General features: G+C 59.5%; 21 protein-coding genes. 11 read left to right on the forward strand and 10 right to left on the reverse strand.

Annotated elements, in window-relative coordinates; genetic code table 11:
* Positions 1-139 precede the first annotated feature (139 nt).
* The 4 genes from B0G52_RS27150 to B0G52_RS27160 form a co-directional block, all read right to left on the reverse strand.
* On the reverse strand, positions 140-919 hold the full coding sequence (locus B0G52_RS27150; RefSeq protein ID WP_094049176.1) for a hypothetical protein: 780 nt from the start codon (positions 917-919) through the stop codon (positions 140-142).
* Positions 903-1,439: an RNA polymerase sigma factor gene (locus tag B0G52_RS27155; RefSeq protein ID WP_233163109.1), complete on the reverse strand. Its 537-nt coding sequence runs from the start codon at positions 1,437-1,439 to the stop codon at positions 903-905. Before B0G52_RS27155 ends, B0G52_RS27150 begins: the two co-directional genes overlap by 17 nt.
* Positions 1,440-1,500: 61 nt before the next feature.
* Positions 1,501-1,662: a hypothetical protein gene (locus B0G52_RS35725; RefSeq protein ID WP_158223891.1), complete on the reverse strand. Its 162-nt coding sequence runs from the start codon at positions 1,660-1,662 to the stop codon at positions 1,501-1,503.
* A 145-nt stretch (positions 1,663-1,807) separates the two neighbouring features.
* A complete protein-coding gene (locus tag B0G52_RS27160; RefSeq protein WP_094049178.1) occupies positions 1,808-2,797 on the reverse strand; it encodes a GNAT family N-acetyltransferase in 990 nt (329 codons plus the stop codon).
* 228 nt (positions 2,798-3,025) lie between these two features.
* Here B0G52_RS27160 and B0G52_RS27165 point away from each other — a divergent pair, with 228 nt between their 5' ends.
* The 5 genes from B0G52_RS27165 to ilvB all read left to right on the forward strand — a co-directional run bounded on the left by B0G52_RS27165 (position 3,026) and on the right by ilvB (position 11,120).
* A complete protein-coding gene (locus B0G52_RS27165; RefSeq protein ID WP_233163110.1) occupies positions 3,026-4,162 on the forward strand; it encodes an AbrB family transcriptional regulator in 1,137 nt (378 codons plus the stop codon).
* Between the two features lie 44 nt (positions 4,163-4,206).
* Positions 4,207-4,641, forward strand: a complete 435-nt coding sequence (locus B0G52_RS27170) for an AMP-binding enzyme (RefSeq protein ID WP_094049180.1) — start codon at positions 4,207-4,209, stop codon at positions 4,639-4,641.
* A gap of 329 nt (positions 4,642-4,970) precedes the next feature.
* A complete protein-coding gene (locus tag B0G52_RS27175; RefSeq protein WP_094049182.1) occupies positions 4,971-6,470 on the forward strand; it encodes a malate:quinone oxidoreductase in 1,500 nt (499 codons plus the stop codon).
* 150 nt (positions 6,471-6,620) lie between these two features.
* Positions 6,621-9,248, forward strand: a complete 2,628-nt coding sequence (locus tag B0G52_RS27180) for a hypothetical protein (protein WP_094049184.1) — start codon at positions 6,621-6,623, stop codon at positions 9,246-9,248.
* Between the two features lie 192 nt (positions 9,249-9,440).
* Positions 9,441-11,120 (forward strand): biosynthetic-type acetolactate synthase large subunit, encoded by a 1,680-nt coding sequence (gene ilvB / locus B0G52_RS27185; protein WP_094049186.1) that lies wholly within the window; start codon positions 9,441-9,443, stop codon positions 11,118-11,120.
* 95 nt (positions 11,121-11,215) lie between these two features.
* On the opposite strand, the gene B0G52_RS27190 is transcribed toward ilvB, so the two are convergent.
* On the reverse strand, positions 11,216-11,842 hold the full coding sequence (locus B0G52_RS27190; RefSeq protein WP_158223892.1) for a TetR/AcrR family transcriptional regulator: 627 nt from the start codon (positions 11,840-11,842) through the stop codon (positions 11,216-11,218).
* Positions 11,843-12,044: 202 nt separating this feature from the next.
* Between B0G52_RS27190 and B0G52_RS27195 the strand changes: the two genes are divergently transcribed.
* The gene (locus B0G52_RS27195) at positions 12,045-14,600 is read left to right on the forward strand and encodes an S-layer homology domain-containing protein (RefSeq protein ID WP_094049190.1); all 2,556 of its coding nucleotides are present in this window, start codon (positions 12,045-12,047) and stop codon (positions 14,598-14,600) included.
* On the opposite strand, the gene B0G52_RS27200 is transcribed toward B0G52_RS27195, so the two are convergent.
* Together B0G52_RS27200 and B0G52_RS27205 are read right to left on the reverse strand one after the other, a co-directional pair.
* Complete coding sequence (locus B0G52_RS27200) at positions 14,597-15,523, reverse strand: nucleoside hydrolase (protein WP_094049192.1); 927 nt, start codon at positions 15,521-15,523, stop codon at positions 14,597-14,599. The two genes, B0G52_RS27195 and B0G52_RS27200, sit on opposite strands and share 4 nt — an antisense overlap.
* Positions 15,524-15,612: 89 nt before the next feature.
* Entirely contained in the window at positions 15,613-16,401 is a 789-nt protein-coding gene (locus B0G52_RS27205) for a helix-turn-helix transcriptional regulator (protein ID WP_094049194.1), read from the reverse strand.
* 196 nt (positions 16,402-16,597) lie between these two features.
* Here B0G52_RS27205 and B0G52_RS27210 point away from each other — a divergent pair, with 196 nt between their 5' ends.
* Both B0G52_RS27210 and B0G52_RS27215 read left to right on the forward strand, forming a co-directional pair.
* A complete protein-coding gene (locus B0G52_RS27210; protein ID WP_094049196.1) occupies positions 16,598-17,461 on the forward strand; it encodes an SDR family oxidoreductase in 864 nt (287 codons plus the stop codon).
* Positions 17,462-17,690: 229 nt separating this feature from the next.
* The gene (locus tag B0G52_RS27215) at positions 17,691-18,059 is read left to right on the forward strand and encodes a DUF4180 domain-containing protein (protein WP_094049198.1); all 369 of its coding nucleotides are present in this window, start codon (positions 17,691-17,693) and stop codon (positions 18,057-18,059) included.
* A gap of 12 nt (positions 18,060-18,071) precedes the next feature.
* Here the strand turns inward: B0G52_RS27215 and B0G52_RS27220 are convergent, their stop codons facing one another.
* From B0G52_RS27220 to B0G52_RS27230, 3 genes are all read right to left on the reverse strand, one after another.
* The gene (locus B0G52_RS27220) at positions 18,072-18,857 is read right to left on the reverse strand and encodes a copper amine oxidase N-terminal domain-containing protein (RefSeq protein WP_094049200.1); all 786 of its coding nucleotides are present in this window, start codon (positions 18,855-18,857) and stop codon (positions 18,072-18,074) included.
* Between the two features lie 108 nt (positions 18,858-18,965).
* Positions 18,966-20,264 (reverse strand): sensor histidine kinase, encoded by a 1,299-nt coding sequence (locus tag B0G52_RS27225; RefSeq protein ID WP_094049201.1) that lies wholly within the window; start codon positions 20,262-20,264, stop codon positions 18,966-18,968.
* A complete protein-coding gene (locus B0G52_RS27230; RefSeq protein ID WP_094049203.1) occupies positions 20,264-20,941 on the reverse strand; it encodes a response regulator transcription factor in 678 nt (225 codons plus the stop codon). The genes B0G52_RS27225 and B0G52_RS27230 overlap by 1 nt, the downstream gene beginning before the upstream one ends.
* A 202-nt stretch (positions 20,942-21,143) precedes the next feature.
* On the opposite strand from B0G52_RS27230, the gene B0G52_RS27235 reads away from it, so the two are divergent.
* The 3 genes from B0G52_RS27235 to B0G52_RS27245 are packed head-to-tail and all read left to right on the forward strand — an operon-like array spanning position 21,144 to position 24,767.
* Positions 21,144-21,893, forward strand: coding sequence for a polyphosphate polymerase domain-containing protein (locus tag B0G52_RS27235; RefSeq protein ID WP_094049205.1), 750 nt, complete (start codon positions 21,144-21,146; stop codon positions 21,891-21,893).
* Positions 21,890-22,570, forward strand: a complete 681-nt coding sequence (locus B0G52_RS27240; RefSeq protein WP_094049207.1) for a DUF4956 domain-containing protein — start codon at positions 21,890-21,892, stop codon at positions 22,568-22,570. The genes B0G52_RS27235 and B0G52_RS27240 overlap by 4 nt, the downstream gene beginning before the upstream one ends.
* Positions 22,571-22,610: 40 nt before the next feature.
* Complete coding sequence (locus B0G52_RS27245; RefSeq protein ID WP_094049209.1) at positions 22,611-24,767, forward strand: carbohydrate-binding domain-containing protein; 2,157 nt, start codon at positions 22,611-22,613, stop codon at positions 24,765-24,767.
* Positions 24,768-24,971 lie beyond the last annotated feature (204 nt).

A 24,971-nucleotide genomic window follows, 5' to 3' on the forward strand; every position in this document is an offset into this window, starting at 1 on the left:
CCCTGATCATATGACAGTCGGGGCTTCCGGTTAAGGAGTGATTCTATCGAGATGATGTGCGCGATTATGCAATAGGCGGAGAATATGGGGGAAAACAGGCCGCCGCCTCCGGTATCGAACCAGGAGGCGGCGTTAACGGTTAAGAGGGCGAGTAGGAGGAGAGGACCTTTCCTTGCGAATCGAGAGCGTCGATCCGATAATCGTCTACAGGCACGGTCATGTCGGCGAACCAGTACCGCGAACCGTCCGGACAAGGAAACACTTGGGCGGCCCATTGCCGTCCGCTCCCGTCTGTGACGAGGATGCCGGCGATATCGGTCTTGAAGAGCTTTCCGGTAAGGACGTTAAGCTCGCCGTAAGTCATGAGTCCGTCATATCTGACTCCGGGCATCGATTCCTGTCCGCTCAGCGTTCCGAATTCGCTGTAGGCCAGAGCCCAGCCGTCGAGGCCGGTGCCGACGGAACGATCGCCGCCGTAATCCGTCCATTTCAGAATGTCCACGAACAGCTCGGAGCGTTCGGTCGATTCGGGAGGAGCGGAATAGATCAAGACCAGGTCGTCGTAGATGCGCTTCTCCGCCAGAATCCGTTTCTCGAATCCCTGGACGCCGCGCAGATGGATCAGAGTATCGCGAATATCGGGATCGAGCGCGGCGGCTCCCGCGGTTTCCGCGGATGCGGACGCCGGAGGCGCGGATTGCTGTTGTTGCGCGAACAGAAGAACGACGCACAGCATGGCCGAGACTGCGGTAGCGATGGCAAGCATCCAGCGTCTGGACGGAAGCGCGGTTTGCCGTTCGGACTCGGCCAGCGCCTGCTTATAGATGCGGCCGGCGAGCTCCTTCGTGAACGTTGCCGTTCGGAGAGGCTGGTCTTTCTTCAAGGTCTCGTACCATTCGGGATTAGATGAATTGTTCATGGGCGCCCTCGTCCTCCTTCAGCAGACTCGTAAGTTTCTTGCGGGCTCCGAACAACCTCGATTTCGCCGTTCCCTCGGGTATGCCGAGCAGGGAAGCGATCTCCCCGAGCGAAAGCTGATGCCTGGCGTGCAGCAGCAGAATCTCCCGATGCTTGGCGGGAAGCCGAAACACCCGGCGCCATACTTCGTTCGTCGCTTCCTCGTCGAGATACGCTTCCTCGGCGGAACGGTGGTGGCCGCCGGGAACGATCCGATCGAGCAGCAGCGCCCTGCGGATAAAAGCCGAGCTTCTATAGTTGTAGCTCAGATTGCGCGTAATGCGGAGCAGCCAAGTTTTCACGGACGCCTCTCCCCGGAACGAAGCGAAGTGCCGATAGGCCCTCAAGAACGCTTCCTGAACGATATCGTCCGCGATGGCCCGGTCCCGGCAGATCAGGTAAGCATAGTTCCAGACTTCTTGGCCGTAGTCGCGCATGAGCGATTCCAGCGTCTCCGCGTCCATGGAAGCGGCGTGTTTCAAGTAATCGTAGCTCAGCGACGATCACCTCCCGAAGAATAGACAAGACGGACCGGCTCGAGGTTCACTTTGTCGGACGGCTTTCCCATTTCTTCTTGAGCTTTCGGAGGAACCCCCGTTGCTTCTTCTCCATCTCGACGTGCCGGAGGTACTGCAGCAGCAGCCGGTATCTCCGATCGTCGTTATGGTCGATTTTGCGCATTTCTTCAAGGATGTCTTTCTGCATGGGGAATCCACTCCGTCAGTTCAGTACTCTGCGTCATTCATTTTAGCGCTGCGGACTCAACATTTTCTGAACAGTGCCTTTCGAAGCCGAATGTCCCCCTTAAAATGAGCAGCCCCCCGCGATCCCGCGGGGGGCTTGAACTGGGTCAGAAGCGAAGCTCTCTAACCATTTTGTAGCTGCCCGGCTCTGCGCGGAAGCCGAGGAGATCGCGGTTGATCCGCAGCATCGGGGCGTTCATCGAGTCGTTGTGCGTTCGCAGATAAGGCGCGCCGGCCGCTTGCGCGGAACGGATTCCGAGCAGCTTCAGGGCAAGCGCGATGCGGCGTCCGCGATATTCGGGCAGCACTCCGGTATATTCCTGGTACAGCGCCCCGGTTTGCTCGTTGCGCATCAGCGCGACGACGCCGACATAGCGTTCGCCGTCCTTGGCGATATGGAACCACTCGGGCCGCAAGCCGGGGGCGGCGAGCGACCATTTCTTCCATTCCTCGAACCAGGGAAAATCGCCCGTATAGCCGGGGATATCCGGATGCGTAATCCGATACAGCTCGTGCAGCTTCCGTTCGTTGGCTTCCCCAGGCTCGTCGGCCAGCGTGACGAACCGGATGCCGGACCGTTCCGCTTCGCCGATAGAGGCGGCCAGCTTCGGGTCTGCCTCGTATCGTCCCAGCTCCAGCACGGATTCGAAGGTGTGCCGCTCCTGGGCGTACCCGCGGCGTGCCGCGAAGGCGAGCGACTCCTCGTCCGTCTCGCGGATGAAGTCCATCAGCCGGGAGGCCCGGACTTCCGACGCCCATTCCAGAAGCGCCGCGTACATCGCCCGGCCGATTCCCTTGCCGCGCAAGTCGGTGCGCACGACGACGAGCTGGTGCAGGGCTCCGGCCTCGGTCCACGGCGCTCTCCAGGCGATCGCGTAGGCGACGACTTGTCCGGCCTCGTCCTCGGCAACCCATTTCGGACGGTCCCAGCCCCCGAGCTTGCCGTCTTCGTCGTAATGCAGCTGTCCGGGCGGGATTCGCTCCTCTTCCTCTAGCAGTCTTTCGGGCGTCGTCGGCTCCGTCCAGACGAGATTAAGAAGCGGTGCCACGTCCTTATAGTCGTCCGGGTGGCGCAGTCTGCGAATGGAATAATTCATCTTTCCGATACCTCCGTTCTCTGTCTCCCGTCATTATCGCACGCCGCCGATCCCTTTTCATGGTAAAATTTAAATATAATCAAAGAAGCCGCCTGTCCGCGGCCCGACTCGATCGCCACCTGTCTTCGAGATCGGCGTCAGGATAGGAGCTGCTTTAAGTGGCTGAACACATCGTGTGATTTGGATTCAAGGGAGGTGTGCCGCTGCCCGGCCACATGAGGGCGCGGCGTGAACGTGAAAATTGTGAAAGGCATCGAGATGAGGGGCTTCCTGCTCACGCTTATGCTGGCTCTTGCCGGAGGAGCGGTCTTCCTGGCCGTGCAGATGCCGGTTCCGTGGCTGCTCGGACCGATGGTCTTCGTCTTTGCAGGAACCCGATTCTTTCGCCGGGTGAAGCCGGCGTGGCCGCAGCCGCTGCGCCATTTCGCCGCGGTCGTCATCGGCTATTCGCTGGGCATCTCGTTCACGAAGCCTATTCTGACCGAGATGGGCAGCCAACTTCCCACGATGCTGCTGCTCTCTGTGCTGCTCCTGCTGCTGTGCGCGGGGATCGCCTGGATGACCGCGCGGCTGTCCGGGCTGCCTTATCGGACGGCGCTGATGGGGAGCGTTCCCGGCGGCTTGTCGCAGATGATCCTTCTCGCTCAGGAGACGCGGGGCATCGACATGACGGTTGTCGTCTTTCTTCAGGTGTCTCGGCTGATGATGATTATTTTCTGCGTGCCGCTCCTCGTGTTCAGTCCGCTGTTCGGCGGAGTGAAGCACGAGATCGAAGCTGCGGCGGGCGCGGAATCCGCTTCCTGGATGGGTTTGCTCCCGGATATTCTGCCCTATGCCGCTGCGTGCGTCGGAATCGCGCTGCTGGCCAGGAAAATCCGCTTCCCGTCCCCATTTCTGCTCGGACCGATGATCGTCACCGCAGCGCTTCATCTGTCCGGCGTCCCGGGTCCGGTTCTGCCGAACGGACTGCTCGACGCCGCCCAAGTGCTGATCGGAGCCTACGTCGGTCTGCTGCTCCGTCCGGAGGAGCTGGAGCACAAGCTCAAGTTCGCCGGAATCGCCCTTCTGAGCGGCGCGCTTCTGCTCGGAGGAGCGATGGGCTTGAGCGTCCTGCTGGTTGAGCTGCACCCGGTCTCCCACGCGACCGCGTTCCTGGGCATGGCTCCGGGCGGGATGGACCAGATGGGCTTTATCGGCAAGGAGGTGCACGCCGACATCGCGACCGTCACCGTCTATCAGCTGTTCCGGACCTGGTTCATCTTCTTCGCCGTCATCCCGCTTATGCGCTTCGGTCTGAAGCGTTTCGGCATCGGTAGAAGCCGGGGAGAGGAGACGAGGCGTTCGGCTCGGTCAATCGGCTCCTAGATCGCAGCGCAGAGCCGCCGCGAAGATAGAAAGGAGAATGTCCTGTGGCTTCCCATGCTTTGTTGGAGCGTCTGCTGTTTCCGTCCATTCGACTGGATGCGGGGAAGCTGGAACGCCGGCTGGCCGGCAAGACCGTTCTGATTACGGGCGCCAGCTCCGGAGCCAGGGTCGACCTGTTTCCCGCCGATCTCCGCGAGCCGGAGCAGGTTCTGCTCGCGCATCCCGGCGCAGCGGACGCGGTCGTCGTCGGTGTTCCCGACGAACGGTTCGGTCAGCGGCTGAAGGCATACGTCGAAATCGCCGCGCTCCCCGGGGCAGCGGCACGCGGGCCGAAGAAAGCCGATCTGACCGAGGACGAGCTTCGCGATTGGCTGCGCGGACGATTAGCGAGATTTCAGATGCCGGGAGAGATCGTATTCCTGGATCGGCTCCCGTACACTTCCTTGGGCAAGCCGGACCGAAGACGCCTCTCGGAATAGGGTGATATACAAGTTTTATCGAGCTAATAGAAAGATACAATGGCAAGGCCGCGGCCTTGCTTTTTTGCAGTTTCCTGGCGTTTTATGGCCGTATTTAAGGGTTCTTACCCTGGAACAGGATGTCAACACTGAATTTTCCGGCTTTCAACTCGCATGCAACTATCATATAATAGAGAGCAAATAAACTAGTCTATCACGGAAAGTGATGAGATAAAAGAATGGATCCGGAAAAGGTGCGTAAACCCAACGCGCCTTGGCTTGCTGTGTGCGTAAGCAGGCGGGAGCGTTAAAAACTTTTTTTCAAATATAGCATGCGAGGAAGGAAAATCATGAGCGACAGACAATCTCAAACAGAAGTTATTTTAATCGGGGCCGGCATTATGAGCGCGACGTTGGGAACCCTTTTGAAAGAACTGGTTCCAGATTGGAAAATCACGGTATTCGAGAAGCTCGCCAGCGCGGGAGAGGAAAGCTCGAACGAATGGAACAATGCGGGGACCGGCCATGCCGCATTGTGCGAGCTGAACTATACCGTCGAGAAGCCCGATGGAACGGTCGATATCAGCAAAGCCGTCAGCATCAACGAACAGTTTCAGGTATCGAGGCAGTTCTGGTCTTATCTCGTTAACGGCAGCCTGATTCGCAATCCTCAGGAATTTATTATGCCGCTGCCCCACATGAGCATGGTGCAAGGAGAGAAGAACGTCTCGTTCCTGAAGAAGCGCTTCGAGGCGTTGTCCGGCAATCCTCTGTTCCAAGGCATGGAATATTCCGACGATCCGGGCAAGCTGAAGGAATGGATTCCGCTCATTATGCAGGGCCGGAACTTGAACGAGCCGATCGCGGCCACCAAGATCGATTCGGGAACCGACGTCAACTTCGGCGCTCTGACGCGCATTCTGTTCGATCATTTGAGCCAACAAGGCGTCGGCATAAACTACAAGCATAGCGTGGATAATATGAGACGGACCGCCGACGGCTCTTGGGAGTTGAAGGTTCGCAACCTGAACGGCGGCTCCGTAGAGCGTCATACCGCGCAGTTCGTCTTTATCGGCGGCGGGGGCGGAAGCCTGCACTTGCTGCAGAAGTCGGGCATTCCGGAAGGCAAAGGAATCGGCGGCTTTCCGGTCAGCGGACTGTTCATGGTCTGTACGAATCCGGAAATCGTTCAGCAGCATCACGCCAAAGTTTACGGCAAAGCCAAGGTCGGCGCGCCTCCGATGTCCGTTCCCCATCTGGACACGAGGTTTATCGACAACAAGAAGTCGCTGCTCTTCGGGCCTTTCGCCGGCTTCTCGCCGAAGTTCCTGAAGACCGGCTCCATGTTCGACCTGATCGGTACCGTGAAACCGGGCAACGTGATGACGATGCTGGCGGCAGGCGCCAAAAACGTTCCTCTGACCAAGTATCTGATCGAGCAGGTTATGCTGTCCAAAGAGAAACGGATGGAGGAGCTGCGCGAGTTTATCCCGAACGCCAGAAGCGAGGACTGGGATCTGGTCGTGGCGGGACAGCGCGTGCAGGTCATCAAGGATACCGCCGCAGGCGGCAAGGGAACGCTGCAATTCGGAACCGAAGTCGTCAGCGCGGCCGACGGCTCGATCGCCGCTTTGCTGGGCGCCTCCCCGGGCGCTTCCACGGCCGTCTCCGTCATGCTGGAAGTTCTGAAGAAGTGCTTCCCTCAGCAGATGCCGGCTTGGGAGCCGAAGCTCAAGGAAATGATTCCTTCCTACGGCGTGTCCCTGGCCAAAAATCCGAAGCTCAACGAAGAGATTCACGCGGCTACGGCGCAGGCTCTTGGACTTAGCAGGGAGCTTCAACCGGTATAATATCCAATCATGCTCGAATCAAGGCGCAGGGAGAACACTCCCCGCGCCTTTTCCGTGTGCTCGGAAAACGGACCCGCGACTCGCAAAAATCAGGTATGATAGGATAAGAATCGACAATGGGTCATTTTCCCAACTATGGAGGAGCAGCAGATGAGATCTCGGACTTATCGGACAACCGCGTTATTCGTAATGGCTCTTTTATTATCGGCAGGGAGCTTCTCCTTCGGCGCCGCTCCCGGGGCGTCCGCAGCCGTTCGCTTCGACGGCATGGCCCTGATCGAAGAATGGGCCGGCAAAGCCTATCAAGGCAGACAAGCCGGAACTCCCGGCTACGCGAAGGCCGCGGACGATTTGGAGAAACGGATGCGTTCGGCGGGCATGCTTCCGCTGCTGGGAGAGAATCAATATCGGCAGAGCTACAAAGTCGGTACGGCGTCTTTGAAGAAAGAGCAAGTTTCGTTAAACGGGAAGACGCTTAAGCTGATGAAGGATTACATGCCTTTCGCCCGATCGGCCGAAGGAAAATATACGTTCCGTTCCGCCTATTACGCCGGTGCGGGACTGTCCGCGGATTATAAGAAGAAAGTAGACGCACCGGTCGTGTTCAGATGGTTCGACAAAAACGGCAAGTTCCCGGAGGGCATTCAGGATCGCGTTCAACGCGCCGCGGCGCAAGGGGCCAAAGCCGTCCTGATCGTGACGAACGGAGAACTGAAGGTCGGCAACTACGAGCATCCGCTGAACGCCGAGAAGCTCGGCGTCCCCGTTCTCTATTTGTCGGAGGCAGCCGCGGAAGCGGCGGGCATTCCTCGCGAGTTCACTCCGGCGGCGCTGAGCAAGCTGGACCTGCGGATCGACCTGTCCATCGACCGTTCCTCCGAACAGGCCGACAACCTCGTCGGCATTGTTCCGGGCAAATCTGAGGAGAAGGCCATTCTGTGGGTGACGAACATCGACGGCTTCGGCAGCCTTCCGGACGGCAGATGGTACGAAAGCGCCAAAGCGGGCTCCGCATCCGCCGCGATGATGCTCGACATGGCCCGGCATTACAAAGAAACCAAGCCCGAATATACGATGATCTTCGCCTTCGTGGGCAGCAAGTGGAAGGGGCAGGAGGGCATCAAGGCGCTGACGGACAAGCTCAGCTTCGACCGCATCGCCGCCACGGTCGAGCTGTATGCGATGGGCGGGAACGGCAAGCTGGGCGACATGTTCGTGAATTACCTGGACAAGTCTTTCGAAGTGTCCGCCCAAGCCGTGTCGCCCGCGCCGATCTTTAACTCCGATCCGGGCAACGCCTTGTCGTCCGTGCTCCGTACGAAGACGAATAAGCTGCTCCTTGTCCGGGATCGGGAGACGTGGGTGGACGATTCGTTGACCGACAAGGCGGCGAACGTTACCCGAAGCAGTTACGAGAGCGGGGTGCGATCGCTGCTCGAGCTGTCCGATAAATTGTCGCGGCGGATCGCGGAAGAGAATTCCGTCAGCATGGACTATTCCCGTCTGCCGGTTGCGAAAGCCGAGTTTCAAAATCCGAAGACGACGCTGCACCGCATCGTCACCCGTCATTTTAACGTGTATGCGGATGAAAGCTATATCGGCGAGATGACCCCCGATGTGCTGAAAGAAATGGACTCCATCTATGCAAGGGTAGCCAAGTACAACTACTATCCTCTTCCGGAAGCCAAGGTGAACGCTCTGTTCATGAAGGACGGCAATGCGGCCGCGAAGATCGCGGGGCGCAAAGACTTGGAGGGAAATTCGGAGGCCGCCGGGGGAGGCTTCGCGAATCTCTCTAACGGCCAAATGTATATTTACATGCGCAGCGGCCCCTTCTCCGGAACGATAGCCCATGAATTGAATCATGCGCTGGCGACGGCCAACGCTTATGCCGGCGACAACTTCGAGCTGCAGGAATGGCAGGGGCAGAGTCATTTTACGCAGTATCTGCAGCCGAAGGGTCCCTATTCGAACGATATCCGCCAGATTATCCGGCATCGTTTCCTTGCCAATCATGAAGTGCCCAAGTTCAAGGAGCTCGTCGCCGGCTACAAGACCGCACTGAACTGGTCGTGGTATACGAAAGGCGCCCGGAATCCGGACGGTCATCTGTATACGTATTATCTGATGGGTTCCATGTACGCCTTCCTGGAGGATCAGTATGGGGAGAAAGCGGCCCGGCGCGCGATGTACCGCAACTATATCGACGTGTCCGACGCGCAGAACAATCTCATTCGCGATACCGGGCTTTCCTTGAACGCCTTTCTGGAAAAATGGAGCGCTTGGGTGCTGCGGGCGGAATCCGCTTCTCCGGCATCGGGCAACGCTGTGCCTCGAACGGACAACAACGGCTTCGATTACATGGTGCTGTATACGAATCCCGGCAACGGCGCGACGGGACAGTATTTCGAGCAGGGTCCCGAGGACGGCGACACGATCACGAACGGAACGGTTCGCTACAGCCTTAATCTGACCAGCCCGGATTTGAAAATCGTTTCGTTGAATCTGTACAAGACGAAGGACGGAGCGCGGTTCGAAATCGCCTATGAGAGCAAGATCAACCGTTTTGTCAGCCTGTTCAACCCTCCGGACGGAGACAAGCTCATGCGTTTCCAGGAGAAGGCGATCGTCGCGGGCAAAGGCAAGGCGACTGTGCAGTTGAACGGCTCGGAAGTCAAGGCGATGCGGGAGCTGCCGTTCGTGACCTTTCGCTTCGGCGAAGGCGATGATTTCGCCGTGCTGAGCAACGCGGAATACATGAAAATATTGCAGCAGTAAACTCTCCGCGAAATGACGGTCATCCCTCCGTCCGCAAAATTCGCCGTGGTGTAACCCATATCACTGAAACTCTCCTGTTTTTCCGACTAGGATGGGGAATAAGCATCGGCAGTCGCCGTTAAAGCGCGTTCCGGGACACGGAACCGACGAACTCGGCGCACAGCGGGGCTTTTCCACAGGGGGGATCGATTCATGACCGGAGCGCAAGCGCTGATCGAGCTGTTGATGGAACAGGGGGTAAAGACCTTGTTCGGTTACCCGGGAGGCGCAGTGCTTCCCGTATATGACGCATTGTTCGACTGCGGAGGGATTCAGCACGTATTGGTAAGGCATGAACAGGCCGCCGTGCATGCGGCGGACGGATATGCCCGGGCGACCGGACGGCCGGGCGTGGCGCTCGTCACGAGCGGGCCGGGGGCGACGAATACGGTGACCGGCATCGCGACGGCGTACATGGACTCCGTGCCGCTGGTCGTACTGACGGGGCAAGTCCCGACGGAAATGATCGGGTTGGACAGCTTTCAGGAAGTCGACATTTACGGGATGACGATGCCGATCACCAAACATAACTTTATCGCGATGAAGGCGGAAGATCTTCCCCGTATCGTAAGGGAGGCTTTCCATATCGCTACGACGGGCAGACCCGGTCCGGTTCTGATCGATCTTCCGAAGAACGTGATGGCCTCAATCCTTCCCGATCGCATCGATCTCTCTGCCAGAGAGCCCGTCCGCATTCGCGGCTACGCGCCGGATCGCCCGATTGGAGCGGAGACGCTCGATGAAATAGCGGAACGGTTGAACGGCGCCGAACGTCCGCTGCTGCTTGTCGGCGGAGGCTGCATGGCCGGTACGGTTCCGGCGCGGGTGCGGGAGCTCGCGGATCGCTGCGGCCTTCCCGTCGCTTCCACCTTGATGGGGATCGGCGCTTTCCCGTCGCGACATCCGCTCTATCTTGGAATGATCGGCATGCACGGAACCGCGAGAGCGAACCGGGCCGTGCATGCCGCGGATGTGCTGGTAGGCCTGGGCATGCGGTTCAACGATCGGGTGACGGGCAGCCGGAAAGCCTTTTCTCCGCATTCTTACAAGATCCAGATCGACATCGACGAATCCGAGCTGAACAAGAATATCGGAATCGACCTGGCGGTCTGCGGCTCCCTGGAAGAGGCTCTGGACGGCATCTGCGCCCGGATGGAAGGACGCAGCCGCGATGGCTGGGTCAAGACGATCGCGGCGTGGTCCAAGCGCACGCCGACCAGCAGCCCGGTTCAAGGCGACAGATTGACCCCTCAGGAAGTTATTCGCTGCATCGACGAGGCGACCGCAGGGGACGCGATCGTCGCCACGGACGTCGGACAGCATCAGATCTGGACAGCGCATCACTACGGGTTCGCCGAGCCCCGTTCCTTCCTGACTTCCGGCGGTCTCGGGACAATGGGCTACGGTTTTCCTGCCGCCATCGGCGCGGCGTTCGCTTTCCCGGACCGGCAAGTCGTATGCGTAAGCGGAGACGGCAGCTTCCAGATGAATCTGCAGGAGATTATGACGGCCGTCGATTACGGGCTGAACGTCAAAGTCGCCATTCTGAAGAACGGCTACCTCGGCATGGTCCGGCAATGGCAGCAGCTGTTCCTGGGAAGAAGATATTCGTCGGTTCAGATCAGCTCTCCGGACTTTCCCGCGCTTGCCCGGTCTTTCGGCGCACAGGGCTTCTCCGCCCGCACGCTGGACGAGGCGCAGGCCGTTATCGCGGCCGCGCTGCGGACGGAAGGACCTGTCATTATGGAATTCGACGTTACGGAAGAGGCCAACGTCTATCCGATCGTACCTCCGGGAGCGAGCAATCAGGAAATGATCGAAGAAGAAGCGTGACCGGCGCAAGGAGCAGTCTTCCGCGCATCGCAGCAAGGCCCGGCCCCAAGCTCGATTCTGAACTTGGGGCCGGGCCTTTTTTCCATTGCGGATAATCAAGTAATAGACGCTGCGTAGATCCTGCACAGTCTCTTCAGTTCTTCCTCCGGCATTGGCTCAGGCGCGACAGCGCCGCTGAGCAGTCCGCCGAAGACGGCATGGGCGATCAGCGGCCCGACGAACATTCTCATCGACATTTCGACGTCGCCGTCCTCCAGCTTCACCAGCCCCGTTTGTCCGCACCGCTTCAGCAAGTCCGTCAATATCCCTGTGCTCTTGGGAAAGGATTGGAGAAGCAGTTCGCCGATCTCGGGGAAGCGAACCGATTCCGCGAAAACGATGCGAAGAATGGAAAGGTACAACGGGTCGTTCAGCTTGGCGGCGATGACCCGGGCCATCATCAGCAAAATATCGTAGAGCTGTTCCCGGTTTTCGGGCAGCGGCAAGCTCGCAAGCAAAGGTTGCTTCTCGTCCGTAAGCTCGTGGATGACCTGGCTAAGCAGGTCGGAGAACAGCGATTCCTTGGTCGCGTAATAGCGATACAGCGTCTGTTTGGATATGCCGGCTTCCGAAGTGACGAGATCCATGCTCGTTCCCGCGTACCCCCGGTTCAAGAACAAGCTGCGGGCGGCCGTCAGGATTTGTTTGCGCTTTGCTGCTTCCCGCGGCGACAGGTTTGCCATAGGGTCGGAATAACACCTCCGTGCTCTGTTCTGCTTGTTCAAATTATTCCACACGCGCGGTCGGGGGTCAATGAGCGCGAACGATGTCGTCTTGACAGGAACTGTATCCCTATTTATATTTAAAATCAAACTGAACCGTACAGTTTTATTCTGAGGCATTCACTTGTTCTAATTTTGTTACCGAGAAGGGAAGAAAGCTCGTATGAAAGAAAGGTCCCTTGGAATCGTCCGTGTTATTCTTGTTTTCACGTTAGTGTGCACCTGCTTCTCCCCGCTTGTTGTTCCCGGCACCGCGTCGGCTGCAAGCGGTCCTTTCGGAGGAGGGGACGGCAGCGAAGAAGCGCCCTTTATCATCGACACCGCAGAACGGCTATATGAGGTCAGCGTCTCTCAGAGCGTGTATTTGGACAGTCATTTCCGCTTGATAGCGGATATCGATTTTATCGGCTGGGATTGGTCGGCCCATCCGTGGACGCCGATCGGCAGCGACGTCGCGCCGTTTAGCGGAGAGTTCGACGGAGGAGACCATACCATAACGGGATTGCGGATACACGATCCTCTACGGTCGTTTGCCGGCCTGTTCGGCGCAAGCTCCGGCACCCTTCGCAATATCGGCTTGGAAGAGGTCGAAATCGCGGCAGGCAGCAATACGGGCGGGTTGGTCGGACACAATACCGGCAAAGTCCATCGTGCGTATTCGACCGGCTCGGTGAGCGGGATCGATTCCGTGGGCGGCCTGGTCGGGCTGAACAGCGGAGGAGGCGTCGTGCAATATTCCCATTCGGAAGCGGAGGTCGCGGGCAGCCAGAATATCGGCGGACTAGTGGGGGCCAACTCGAGCTACGGCGTCGTCCGCTCCTCCTATGCGACGGGGAACGTCAGCGGAGCCGCCCGCGCAGGCGGTCTGGCGGGCATTAACAATGGGAGCGGGAGTCTGATCGAGCATGCCTACGCAACGGGGAACGTCTCCGGAACCGTATGGGACGTCGGAGGAATTGCCGGTTTTATCGGGCCGGGCAGCATCGCCCGATACGTCATCTTCACCGGAAGCGTCTCGGGCGTACCCGGGGACAAAATGGGCGGTCTGTTCGGATACAGCAACAGCGGAACGCTGTATTACGGCTTATGGAACAACGAAACGGTCGCAGGCGGATTCGGCTCCAACTACGGCAATGCCGGACAACTCACGGGACACCCGTTGAACGAGCTGCTGCAAGCGGCGACTTACGCCGGTTGGGGCACGAACTTTACGGACCATTGGTGGATGCCAGACGACGGGGGATTGCCTCGGCTGGGCTCTTCCATCCAGTTGACGGGCGTGACCAGTTCGGTCTACCTGTCCGCGGTGCAGAGCTTGACGCTGAGCGGGCGGTTGACGGATTCCGAGGATGAAGATCCGGCGGGCATGGGGCTGCGCGTTCGAATGGTCGACTCCGTTGCGACTCCGATCTCGGAAGCGTCCTGGACGAGCCTTTCGCTTGCCGGGGACGGAGAGTGGCAAGCTTCGATCTCATACTCCCAGATGCTTCCTTCGGCGGGCGCTCTTCCTGACGGATCCTATACGCTGATGGCATGGGGGACAGGTTCGGATCGGAATACCGTAATCAAAAGTACGAGCATTCTCGTCGACACCGAAGCCCCCGCCATCCATTTGAGCGCCTCGGCGCTTAACCCCGACAATACGGTGACAGTGACGGCGTCGGACAGCGACTCAGGCAGCGGGGTGCTCCTGCGGAAATGGGCTGCCGGCAACCAAGCGGCCGCGTTCTTCGCCGCATCGGGAACGACGTTCACGGGCAGCTTCGCGGCAGCCGCCAACGGCGTCTATACGGTGTACGCCATAGACTACGCGGGCAATGAGAAGGTCGAGACGATTGCCGTGACTTCGTTCCCTGCGCCTTCCTCATCGTCGCCTTCCGCGCCGGTTATCCTGTCCGGGGACGCGAGCCTGCAGGATTTGCAAGTATGGGCGGGCGGGAAGCAGATTCCGTTGACCCCTGCGTTCCGGGCGGATACGCTGGCGTACTCGGCAACGACGGAAGCGGACAAAGTCGAGCTTCGGGTGAAGATTTCCTCTTCCGCGGCGCAAGTCGCTCTGAATAGCGAGCCGTTAAGCCAAAGTGCGTCTCTCGGCTTGTCCCCGGGCGCTAATCGATTCGAATTAATCGTTACGGCGGAGGATGGAACGAAGACAACGTACACGGTCGAAATTGCAAGGGAACAGACGGGGTTCACTGACATTGCCGGGCACTGGGCGGAGCGGGACATTCTTCAAGCGGCGCGGACCAAGCTCGTTCAGGGATACCCGGACGGAACGTTCAGACCGAACCAGTCCGTCACTCGCGAGGAATTCGCGGTTATGCTCGCGAACTCGCTGAAGCTCGAGCCGTCGGACGCGGCGCTGGCTTTCACGGACGCAGCCGAAATCGGCAACTGGTCCAAGCCTTCGATCGCCCGAACCGTCGCCGCCGGAATCGTGGCCGGCTATCCGGACGGAAGCTTCCGGCGGCATGCGTCTATTCGTCGTTCGGAGGTGGCGCTGATGGTCGCAAGAGCGCTGAACTTGCCTGCGGAAGGGGAGGCGGCTCCCGGGTTCTCCGACGATTCGTCCATCCCGCCATGGGCCGCGAGAGCGGTGCGCGCTCTCGCGGAGACCGGGATCGTGACAGGACGAAGCGGCAACCGCTTCGAGCCGGACGCGTTCACGACCCGGGCGGAGGCCGCCGTTCTATTGCTGAGATTGACGAGCAAGCGTTAAGCCTTCGCGTAGTCGTCGAGCTTCCTGAACAGGTCGCGGAAGATCGCGTCGCGGTCGACGCGGGTCGCGCACCGGATGAAGTGGCGGCTCGTGTCGACGCTCCACGTCGTCTGGTCGGTCAGCACCGGACTATGTACGAGGTCGGCTTCGACGAACGCAGGGTCGACCAGGTAAGCGACGGCCGACAGATCCCAGATGACGCGCGAATAGCCGAAGTGATCGTCGCTGCAGCCTTCGTAGCGCTCCGCCAGGAAAGCCCCGATGTCGCCCTTGTCCTTGACGAAGCGCTCGATCTCCGGCAGCGTCGTGATCAGGTGCGAGGCGACTCCATGACAAGGGATCAGAGCGAGCGGAACGCCGCTGTCGAAGAGCACCCGCGAGGCGTGAGGATCTTGCGCGAGGTTAAACTCCTTCGTATCCTTGTGGCCGAGATGGTGTCCGCCCAGCCACACCACGACGATGCTGCGGATAATGTCGGGATTCAGCAGGATCGCGGAAGCGACGTTCGTGATCGCTCCGATGGCGACGACGTAGAGCGGATCGTCTTCGGACGAGGCAAGGGCCTTGTCAATCAAGTCCCGCGCGGCCGGGCTGTCTACCGGGACGTTAGCGGCAGGCAGATAGCGATCCGAGCCGGGGAAAGCAAAGCCGTCCGAAGAGCGGCCGAGACGGTCGAGAATCCGCACGATTTCGTCGTAGCTTTTCTCCATGCCGTCCTTGGGACCGCTGGAGAGCTCGTTCCAGAAGGGGGCCGCGTAGACGGCCTCCAACCGGACCTTGTCCGGAGAGAGCATCGCATAGGCGAGCGCGAACTGATCGTCGATCTCGTTATACGTATCGGTGTCGAGCACCATACGGACGGTGCCGGCAGATCGGCGCAGCCGCTTGAGCCGGGTTTCTTCATCCAAATAAGGGTAAGCCATGCACGTTCGCTCCAATCGGAATAGAGTACGATTCCTCTCCATTATAAGAATGCGTTTTCAGCAATACGACCGCCAATTCGGCTGCGTTCTTATCGAATTCGGCTAAGCTTGCGGAAGTCCCGCGGAGCCGCGCCCGTCAGACGGGTAAACAGCATGCTGAACTGCGGCGCGCTGCCGAACCCGCATTCCGCGGCGATGTCCGTCATCGGCCTGTCCGTATCGACGAGCAGCCGCTTGGCTTTATCGACCCGTCTGCGCAGCAGGAACTGCGTCGGGGAATAGCCCGTCTCCCGCTTGAAAAAATGCCGGAAATGGTCGTAGCTGTACCCGAGATTCCGCGCGATCGCGTGGAGGTCGATGTCTTCGGCCAAGTATTGGTTCATATAGTTGACGGCGTATTTCACCTTCTCGCTCCGCCCCGTTCCCTCCGCCGTTCCTGTCGACCGGGCGATCTCCGCGACCGCTTGGTACAGCAAGCCGTGCAGCGCGATATCGTAATGCCGCCGCTTGCCGGCAAGCTCTTCGGACATGGCGCGCAGCAGCGTCTCCAGCCTGCGATCGCCGTCGGCGTAAAGCCCGTGCGCGAACTCCCCGATTCCCAAATCCCCGCCGAAGCTGAAAAAGATAACCTCCGTATCCTGGAACCGGTACTCGTTGTGCTTCATATTGGGAAGAATGACGGCGAAGCTTCCGGGATAATAGTCGTGCGACAACTCTCCGATCTGCGTCGTGCCGCCGCCTTGCGCATAGTAGACGACTTCGAGATTCGGATGCGCATGGAAGTCGATATGGGTGCCGGCGCTGCGGAAGGAATGCGTAAAGAAGTCCAGCGTGCAGTGGAGAGTGCCGCGTCCGGCGGCTTGATATCCTATGTCCATAGAGCGAATCCCCTTTGCCGAAATGGTTCAACCCGATACGGGAGCTGCCTTCATGTCTCGTCTCGAGGATACAACGGAAACGAGGCGGCCGCAATGCCGGCATTGACAAAGCGTCTCGAAGTAACTAGAATGGTTACAACACGGGTTGTAACTATCGCGGTTATAACGATGAAATACGAAAACGGAGGAATACACAATGAAACTGCTGGTTACTGGAGCGACGGGCAAGCTGGGAACTAAAATTGTCGAGACGCTATTGAAAACCGTGCCTGCAAGCCAAGTGGCGGTCAGCGTGCGCAATCCCGAGAAAGCGGAGAGCCTTCGCGCCCGCGGGGTGGACGTTCGCCAGGGAGACTTCGATCGTCCGGAGTCTTTGGACGCGGCATTCGCGGGCATCGATCGGCTCTTGATCATCTCCGCGGACGGGGACACGGAGACGAGAATCCGTCAGCATACGAACGCGGCGGAGGCGGCCGCCCGTGCGAAGGTCGGCTTCATCGCCTATACGAGCCTGGCGAACGCGGCCGACAGCAAGCTGTTCCTTGCTCCTCCGCATCAAGCCGCGGAGCAGGCCATTCTGAAGACGGGCATCCCGTATTCGTTCCTGCGCAACAACTGGTATCTGGAGAACGAAGCGTCCGGCATTCAAGGCGCGAAGGCGGGGGCGCCTTGGGTGACGTCGGCCGGATCGGGCCGAGTAGGCTGGGCGCTGCAGCAGGAATACGCAGAAGCGGCGGCGGCCGTCCTGACCGGCAGCGGTCACGAGAATACCGTATACGAGCTGTCGGGTCCGCTGCTGACCCAGGAGCAATTCGTGGCCGAGCTGAGCGCCGTTCTCGGCAAGAGCATCCCCGTTCAACAGGTCGATGACGACGCGTATGCCGACATTATGAAGGGCGCGGGCGTACCGGAGTTTCTGCTTCCGTTTCTCGTCGGCATTCAGCAGGGCATTCGCGATGGCGAACTGGAAGTTGAAAGCAGCGACTTCGAGAAGCTGCTCGGCCGTCCGCTGACACCGCTTCGCGATGCTCTGAGCGGACTCGTTCAAGGACTTTCCTGATTCGTCCGATCATCGTTGCCGCTAAAGAAAAGAAAAGGGCTGTCCCATAAGTAAAAAGAGCCGTACCGAACGATTATCAATGAATGGTGCCAGGTGCATCTACTTTTTTCAACGATAATCTTGTACGTCTCTACTTATGGGGCAGCTTCTTTTTCGAAAGTTTGATGCTACAATGGAGAAACTTAATGGCGAGCGGTACGGCCATGACGATAGAGGAGGCAGGCATGAGATGAACGTGCGGGTCGATAAAAGAGGAAACTCGGAAGCGGCGATCGTAGAGAGCGGAGAGGTGCTGATCTCGGAGGTGCAGGAGGCGCTGGATCTGATGGCCACGGTACAGTATGAAACCGGCTGCTTCAAAATGCTGCTCCGCAAGGAGAGCATTTCCGAGGCGTTCTTCGACTTGAGCACCCGATTGGCCGGAGAAATCTTGCAGAAGTTCACCAACTACGGAGTCAAGCTGGCGATCGTGGGGGATTTCTCCGGTTATGAGAGCAAGAGCTTGCGCGATTTTATTTACGAGAGCAACCACGGGAAGCAGTTTTTCTTCCTGCCCGACGAGGCCGCCGCGCTCGAAGCCTTGCACGGAACGAAGTAACGGGCGAACGGCTCAAGGCGATACGAGCGTATAGGAGATTTCTTCGACTTTCCACGCGCCGTCGGTGTACCGCATCATGATCATGCGTTCCACGTTCATGCCTCCGGCGTCGCGCGGACTCTCCAGCTGACTGATATAGCCGTAGCCCTCGCCTTTGTAGAAGTAGGTATAAGGCATGGAGACGAACTTATGCTTCGTGGAGGCTCCGTTGCGCTGAATGAGCTTGTTGATGAACGCATCCGTAAAATAAGGCCGAAAATGGCTCCGAATCTGCTTGTAAGCGGACAGGTCGGCCGACTCGTTGGCGGCTTGGACAAGCGCGTTGAGCCGGGACGCGGTAATCGCGGGGAACCGCTCTCCAAGCTGGGTGGAGATCACGACTTTCCGATCGCCGAGCGAGGCGGAGGCCGTGCCCGTCGAAGCGTCCCAGGATACGGTTCCGCCGAGCGTCTTGGCGACGAACCGGAGCGGGACGTACGTCACGCCTCCCTCCAGCCGGGAACGGGCGTCCAGCAGGATGCTTTCGCCGTTTACCGTCGCGTAGTCCGAATTGATCGGCAGCGTAATCTCGGTATCTTCCTTCGATATCGCAGCGGTGTACGTCGCCTGACTCCACTTCACCGTCGCTCCCAACGCCGTGGAGACCGCGCGCAGAGGAATCAACGTACGCCCTTGAACGTATTTTCCCCGGACCTGTTCAGTGGACGCTTCCTGAGCCGCCGAGGCCTGGCCGGGAACTGCAGCGACCGTCAGAAGCAGCGCCGACGCGAGCAGGGCAACCGTTAATTTCTTCGTCATGGGTTCTTTCCTCCGGAAGGTTTCGTTATGCAGTTGGACGTCCGTTCGGAAGGGAAAGTTGCGCGGGCGACGCCTGTCAAATCCCGGAAGCGGGAGTCCCGCCCACGTCTAGCCCAACTGCACGACGAACGTCGTCGTCTCCCCGGGAACGCTCCTCGCCTGAATTTTACCCCTGTGCTGCTCCACGATCGACTTCGCGATGGCCAGACCGAGGCCATATCCTCCTTGCTTGCGCGAGCGGGAGGCGTCCGTGCGGTAGAAGCGGTCGAACACCTTGTCCAGATGCTCGGCCGGGATGCCCGATCCGCTGTTCGTCACCGCCAGCTGAATATGACCGTGGTGCCGCCGGAGGGTTAATCCGACCGTGCCGTCGGGGCGATTGTACTTGATCGCGTTGTCCAGCAGAATCATGACTACCTGCTTGATCTGCTCGGCGCTGCCCGTCGCGGTCAACCCGGGCTCGACCGTGTAATCGAGCGACAGCGAACGCTCGAAGATGACGGCCTCCATCGCGAGAACGACGCTCTCGACCGCTTCGCTGACGTTGAACGGCACGTGAAGCGTCTCGGCCTTCGAATCATCCATCTGCGTCAAGTACAGCAGGTCGTTCGTCAGCGTCTTCATGCGCTCGGTCTCCGACTTGATCCGGTGCAGCCACTTGGCCTGCTCGCCGATCGTCTCCGTCTCGTTCGCCAGCAGAACGTCCGCGTTCGTCTGAATGACGGCCAGCGGCGTCTTGAGCTCATGGGAGGCATCGGCGATGAACCGTTTCTGCTTATCGAACGCCTCCCGAACCGGAGCGATCGATCGGTTGGCGAAATAGCGGCTTGTCGCGTAGATGACGGCCAGCATGACGAGCGCGACGGCGGCGAACGTATAGATCAGGTTCGTCAAGATTTTCTGCTGCGCGGTCACGTCCATATAGACAATCATGTATCCGTTCGATTCCGGCTGCGCGCTGTAGGCCCACCGCGTGCCGTCCAGCGTAAAGCGCCCGCCCTTCGGCGTCTTGGACGCGGCTTTGTCCGCGGCGGTCTCGTAGAATTCGTCCTCCATCCCGAACCGGGAATCGACGCTCAGCAGATTGCCCGAGGCATCCGTCATCAGGGCGAAGGAGACCGATCGCTCGGGCGGGGAGAACTCCTTCGATCCCCCTTCGAACATCGGCGGTTCTCCGCTGGCTTCGCCTTGAAGCGGCTGCTCCGGCCCCCCTTTCCAGTCCCCCCCGCGTCCCGGCCCTTCGTTGGCCTTGCGATAAAACTCGGAGACACGGTGAAGCTCCATCTCGATATCTCGATTAACGTTCTGGAACGTAATCGTATAGATCGAAGCAAACGCGACGAGCATCATGACGGTGATGATGACCATATTCATCAGCAGGAACCGGTTGCGCAGTCTCGTGAACATCAGTCCGCCGCCTCCAATACGTAGCCGACGCCCCGAATCGTGGAGATGCGGACGGAAGCGTTCAGGAACGCCAATTTTTTTCTCAGGAACGAGACATAGACTTCCACGTTATTGTGTTCCGCCTCGGAATCGAACCCCCACAGCTTCTCGATGATCTGCTCCTTGGACGTCACCGCCTGCTTCCTCAGAATCAGAAGCTCCAGCAGCTCGCTCTCCTTCAGAATCAGCTTCAGCTCCTTGCCTTTGCACGACAGCTTCAGATTGGAGGTGTTCAGCTCGATGTCGCCGAACCGCAGCGCGTCCTCCGGAATGACTTCTCCCTTGCGCCTGAGCGCCGCCCGGATGCGCGCCAGCAGCTCGCCCGTGGCGAACGGCTTGGCGATGTAATCGTCCGCTCCGTAATCCAGTCCGGCGATTTTATCGTCTATCTCTCCCTTGGCGGTCAGCATAATGACGGGCGTGGACACGCCTTGCCCGCGAATCGCCTTCAATAGCGAGATTCCGTCCAGCTCCGGAAGCATGATGTCCAGCAGCAGCAGGTCGTAAATGCCGCTCAGCGCGTTGTCCAGCCCGGACTGGCCGTCGTGAACGGCGTCGACGGAATAATGCTGTTTTCTCAAAATTTGCGTCAGCGCCTCCGCCAAATTCACTTCGTCTTCCACGATCAATATTCTCATGGGCCGATCGCCCCTCTCTTCTGCGTGTTGCCTCTAATTGTAGGGAGCAAACCTTTAATCAACCTTAATCCTAACATTCCCGGACGGCCCGGAGACAAGATTTTACACCGCGTTAACAATTTAAGTTTCGCTAAAGGTTCCCGTTCTAAGCTACAGACAGGGCAAGGCCGAACAGTCGACGACGAAGAAGGGAGTGCCGCACATGGCGATCGAAGTGTTCAACCGTTATGAAAACAAGTATCTCATGGATACGAAAGCCTTCTACGGCATCTACAACCGCCTGATGGAATATATGGAGCTCGACGCTCACAACCGCAACGACAAGTTCTACTCCATCAGCAATCTGTACTACGATACCGACCATCATACGCTGATCCGCGACAGCCTCTCCAAGCCCAAGTATCGGGAAAAGCTGCGCATCCGGGCTTACGGCGTGCCGGAGCCGGACGCCAAGGTGTACGTGGAACTGAAGAAAAAGGTGTTCGGGCTTGTCAACAAGCGGAGGTCGGCGATGAGGCTGGACGAGGCTTACGAGTTTGTCCGAACCGGCAGGCCGCCGGCTTATCGGGAGGGCATGAACAAGCAGGTCATCTCCGAGATCGAATATTTCCTGTCCCGATACGAGCTGCGCCCGATGACGTATCTGGCCTACGATCGGATCGCGATGTTCTGCAAGGGCAATCGCGACCTGCGGATCACGTTCGATACGAATATCCGCTCCAGACGCAGCGAGCTAAGGCTGGAGGCAGGGGATTACGGCGAGCAGCTGATGGAAAGAGGCCAGTGGCTGATGGAAGTGAAGGCCGAGAAGACGGTGCCGGTATGGCTCGCGAAGCTGCTGTCGGAGCTGGGCATGTACCGCACGGGCTTCAGCAAATACGGCAACGAATACAAGAAATCGATCCGGTACGCCGAACGCGCGGAGCCGGCAAGGGAGAGAATCGTGCTATGATCGAAAATTTGTTTAACTCGCTTGCGTCGGACACGGCGCTTACTTTGCAGCAAGCGCTGCTGACGTTCGGCATCGCCATCTTGATGGGCGGAGTCATCAGTTGGACTTACATGAAGACGCAGGCGGGCTATTCGCCGAGCTTCACGCTTACGATGACGGTGCTGCCGGCGATCGTCGCCATCATCATTCTGCTGATCGGCAGCAACATCGCCCGGGCGTTCAGTCTGGCGGGGGCTTTCTCCATCATCCGCTTCCGCAGCGCGCCGGGCGACTCCAAGGACATCTCTTACGTCCTGTTCTCGATGGCGGCGGGATTGGCTTGCGGCGTCGGCGCTTACGGCTATGCGGCGCTGTTCACGGTCGGGCTGTGCGGGCTCATGTTCGTGCTGAGGGCGTTGAAGTTCGGCTCCGTCAAGTCGCCGGTCAAGACGCTGAAGATTACGATTCCGGAAAGCCTGGGCTATGAGGAGGCGTTCGACGAAGTGTTCCGCAAGTTCAAAGTCGATTACGAGTTGAAAAGGGTGCGCACGACCGAGCTGGGCAGCTTGTACGAGGTCATGTACGCGGTGAAGCTTCCTCCGGGCGCCGATCAGAAGGAGTTGCTGGACGCGGTTCGCACACGCAACGGTAATCTCGACATTACGCTGACGATGAGTCCCGTCACGCAAGAATATTGAGTTCGATTCGCCATTCACCAATAAGAAAAGAGGGAAAAGCATGAACAATCCAAATAAAGCGAAGCTTATCGCCATTGCGCTCCTGTCCGCCCTGCTGGCGGCAGGCTGCAGTTCCACATCGGCGGGAAACCCGTCGTCCTCGGCCGCCGCGACCGGTTCGGCAGCGGCGACTGCCGCAAGCGTGCAGACGGCCGGGGAAGGGGCGGTCGATTCGGTGAAGTACGACGAGGACGACTCGCGAACGGAGTGGAGCGCCGAGAGCGCGACTGCGATCGAGCTGAACGGCTCGACGGCGACCGTGACCGGCTCCGGTGTCGAGGTCTCTGAGGGCGTCGTGACGATCTCCGCCGCCGGAGATTACGTGCTGAGCGGCAAGCTGGAGGACGGCCGAATTGTCGTCAACGCTCCGGATAAGGTCGTGCATCTGGTGCTGAACGGAGCGGACGTGACGAGCAAGTCCGGCGCGGCGATCCATCTGGTCGAGGCGGGCAAAGTCGTCGTGACGCTGCAGGAGGGAACGGAGAACAGCGTGACCGACGCGGCGGTCTACTCGGATACGTCCGACGACGCGCCTACGGCCGCCTTGTTCAGCAAAGCCGACCTGACGATCAACGGCACGGGCAAGCTGAGCGTGAACGGCAATTATAACGACGGCATCTCCTCCAAGGACGATCTGAAGATCGTGAGCGGCACTTACGTCGTGAAGGCAGTGGACGACGGACTGGTCGGCAAGGATCTGGTCGCGGTGAAGGACGGAGACCTCTCCATCGACGCGGGCGGGGACGGCATCAAGTCGACGAACGATACGGACGAAGGCAAGGGCGAGATCGTCGTGGAGGGCGGCAAGTTCGATATTCGGTCGGTGAACGACGCGATCCAGTCCGCGACTTCCCTCTTCATCGCCGACGGGGCATTCGGTCTCGTTGCCGGAGGCGGGCATGCGGCTTCGACGAAGACGCATGCCGAGGAGATGCCGGGCGGCGGCTTCGGCGGTCGGGGACAGGGCTTCGGCCAAGCTCCCGGCGGCATGGAAGGGGCGGCTCCGGGGATGGACGGCGCGCAGCCTCCAGAAGGAGGCGCTGTTCCGGAAGGCTGGCAGCCGCCTGAAGGAGGGGTTGCTCCGGATGGGGTTGCGGCTCCCCGGCAGGAGGGTTCCGCGGCTGCTCCGACAGAGTCCGCTGCATCGTCGGAGACGGCCGAAGAGACCGAGTCGACGAGCGCCAAAGGGCTTAAAGCGGCCGGAGCTCTCGTCGTCGCGGGAGGAACATTCGACATCGACGCGGCCGACGACGCCGTGCACAGCAATGCGAGCGTCCGGATTGCCGGCGGACAGCTCCGTCTGGCGACGGGAGACGATGCGATCCATGCCGACGCGGCGCTGACCATCGAAGGCGGCTCGATCGACATTACGAGCAGCTATGAAGGGCTGGAGAGCGCGAGCATCGCGATATCCGGCGGCGAGACCCGCGTAACCGCGAGCGACGACGGCGTGAACGTATCGGACGGCAGCGGCAGCTCGCCGGGAGGCTTCGGAGGAGGCGGCCAAGCGGACAACGGGCTTCTGCTGACGATCTCCGGCGGTTATCTGGCGGTGGACGCGGGCGGAGACGGACTCGACTCCAACGGTTCGATCAAGATGAGCGGCGGCACCGTTCTCGTCAACGGACCTACGAACAGCGGCAACGGAGCCCTCGATTATGACGGCACATTCGAGCAGACCGGCGGTCTTCTGATCGCTGCGGGCAGCGCGGGCATGGTGCAGGCTCCGTCCGACAGCTCGACGCAGCGTTCGGTCATGATGACCTTCCCGCAGGCACAGGAAGCGGGCACGCTGGTGACGATTCGGGACGCCGACGGCGCGACGGTCGCGGCCTTCGCTCCGGCGAAGGCGTTCCAGACCTTCCTGGTCTCGTCTCCGGAGCTGAAGTCGGGAGCGAGCTACACGCTCTCTACAGGCGGCACGAACGACGGGACAGGGGAAGACGGCTTCTACGGAACAGGGAAGACAACGGGCGACACGCAGATCGTCGGCTTCGCGCTCGGCGACGGCTCCGTGACCTATGTGAACGAGTCCGGCGTTACGACCGGCAACGCAGGAGGCATGGGAGGCGGCCGGGGCGGCATGGGAGCCAGACCGGGAGCAGGCGGGGGAGGCCGCGGCGAGAGAGCTCCTTCGACGAATGAAACCTCTTCCTGAAAAAGCGAAAAACTGCGATAATCGGGGGCTGTCCCGTAAGTAGGGATGTACAAAATTATCGATGAAAAAAGTGGGTATCTATCTCCTGGAGACTGCCTCATACGGTCCTGAAATGACCCTGTTACGGGTCTATCCATTCCAAATTTCAGGGCCGTATAGCATCGGAAGGAGGTAGATACCCATAGGCAACTATCCATCGATAAT

This window comes from Cohnella sp. SGD-V74, from assembly GCF_003001675.1.
GTDB lineage: Bacteria > Bacillota > Bacilli > Paenibacillales > Paenibacillaceae > Cohnella.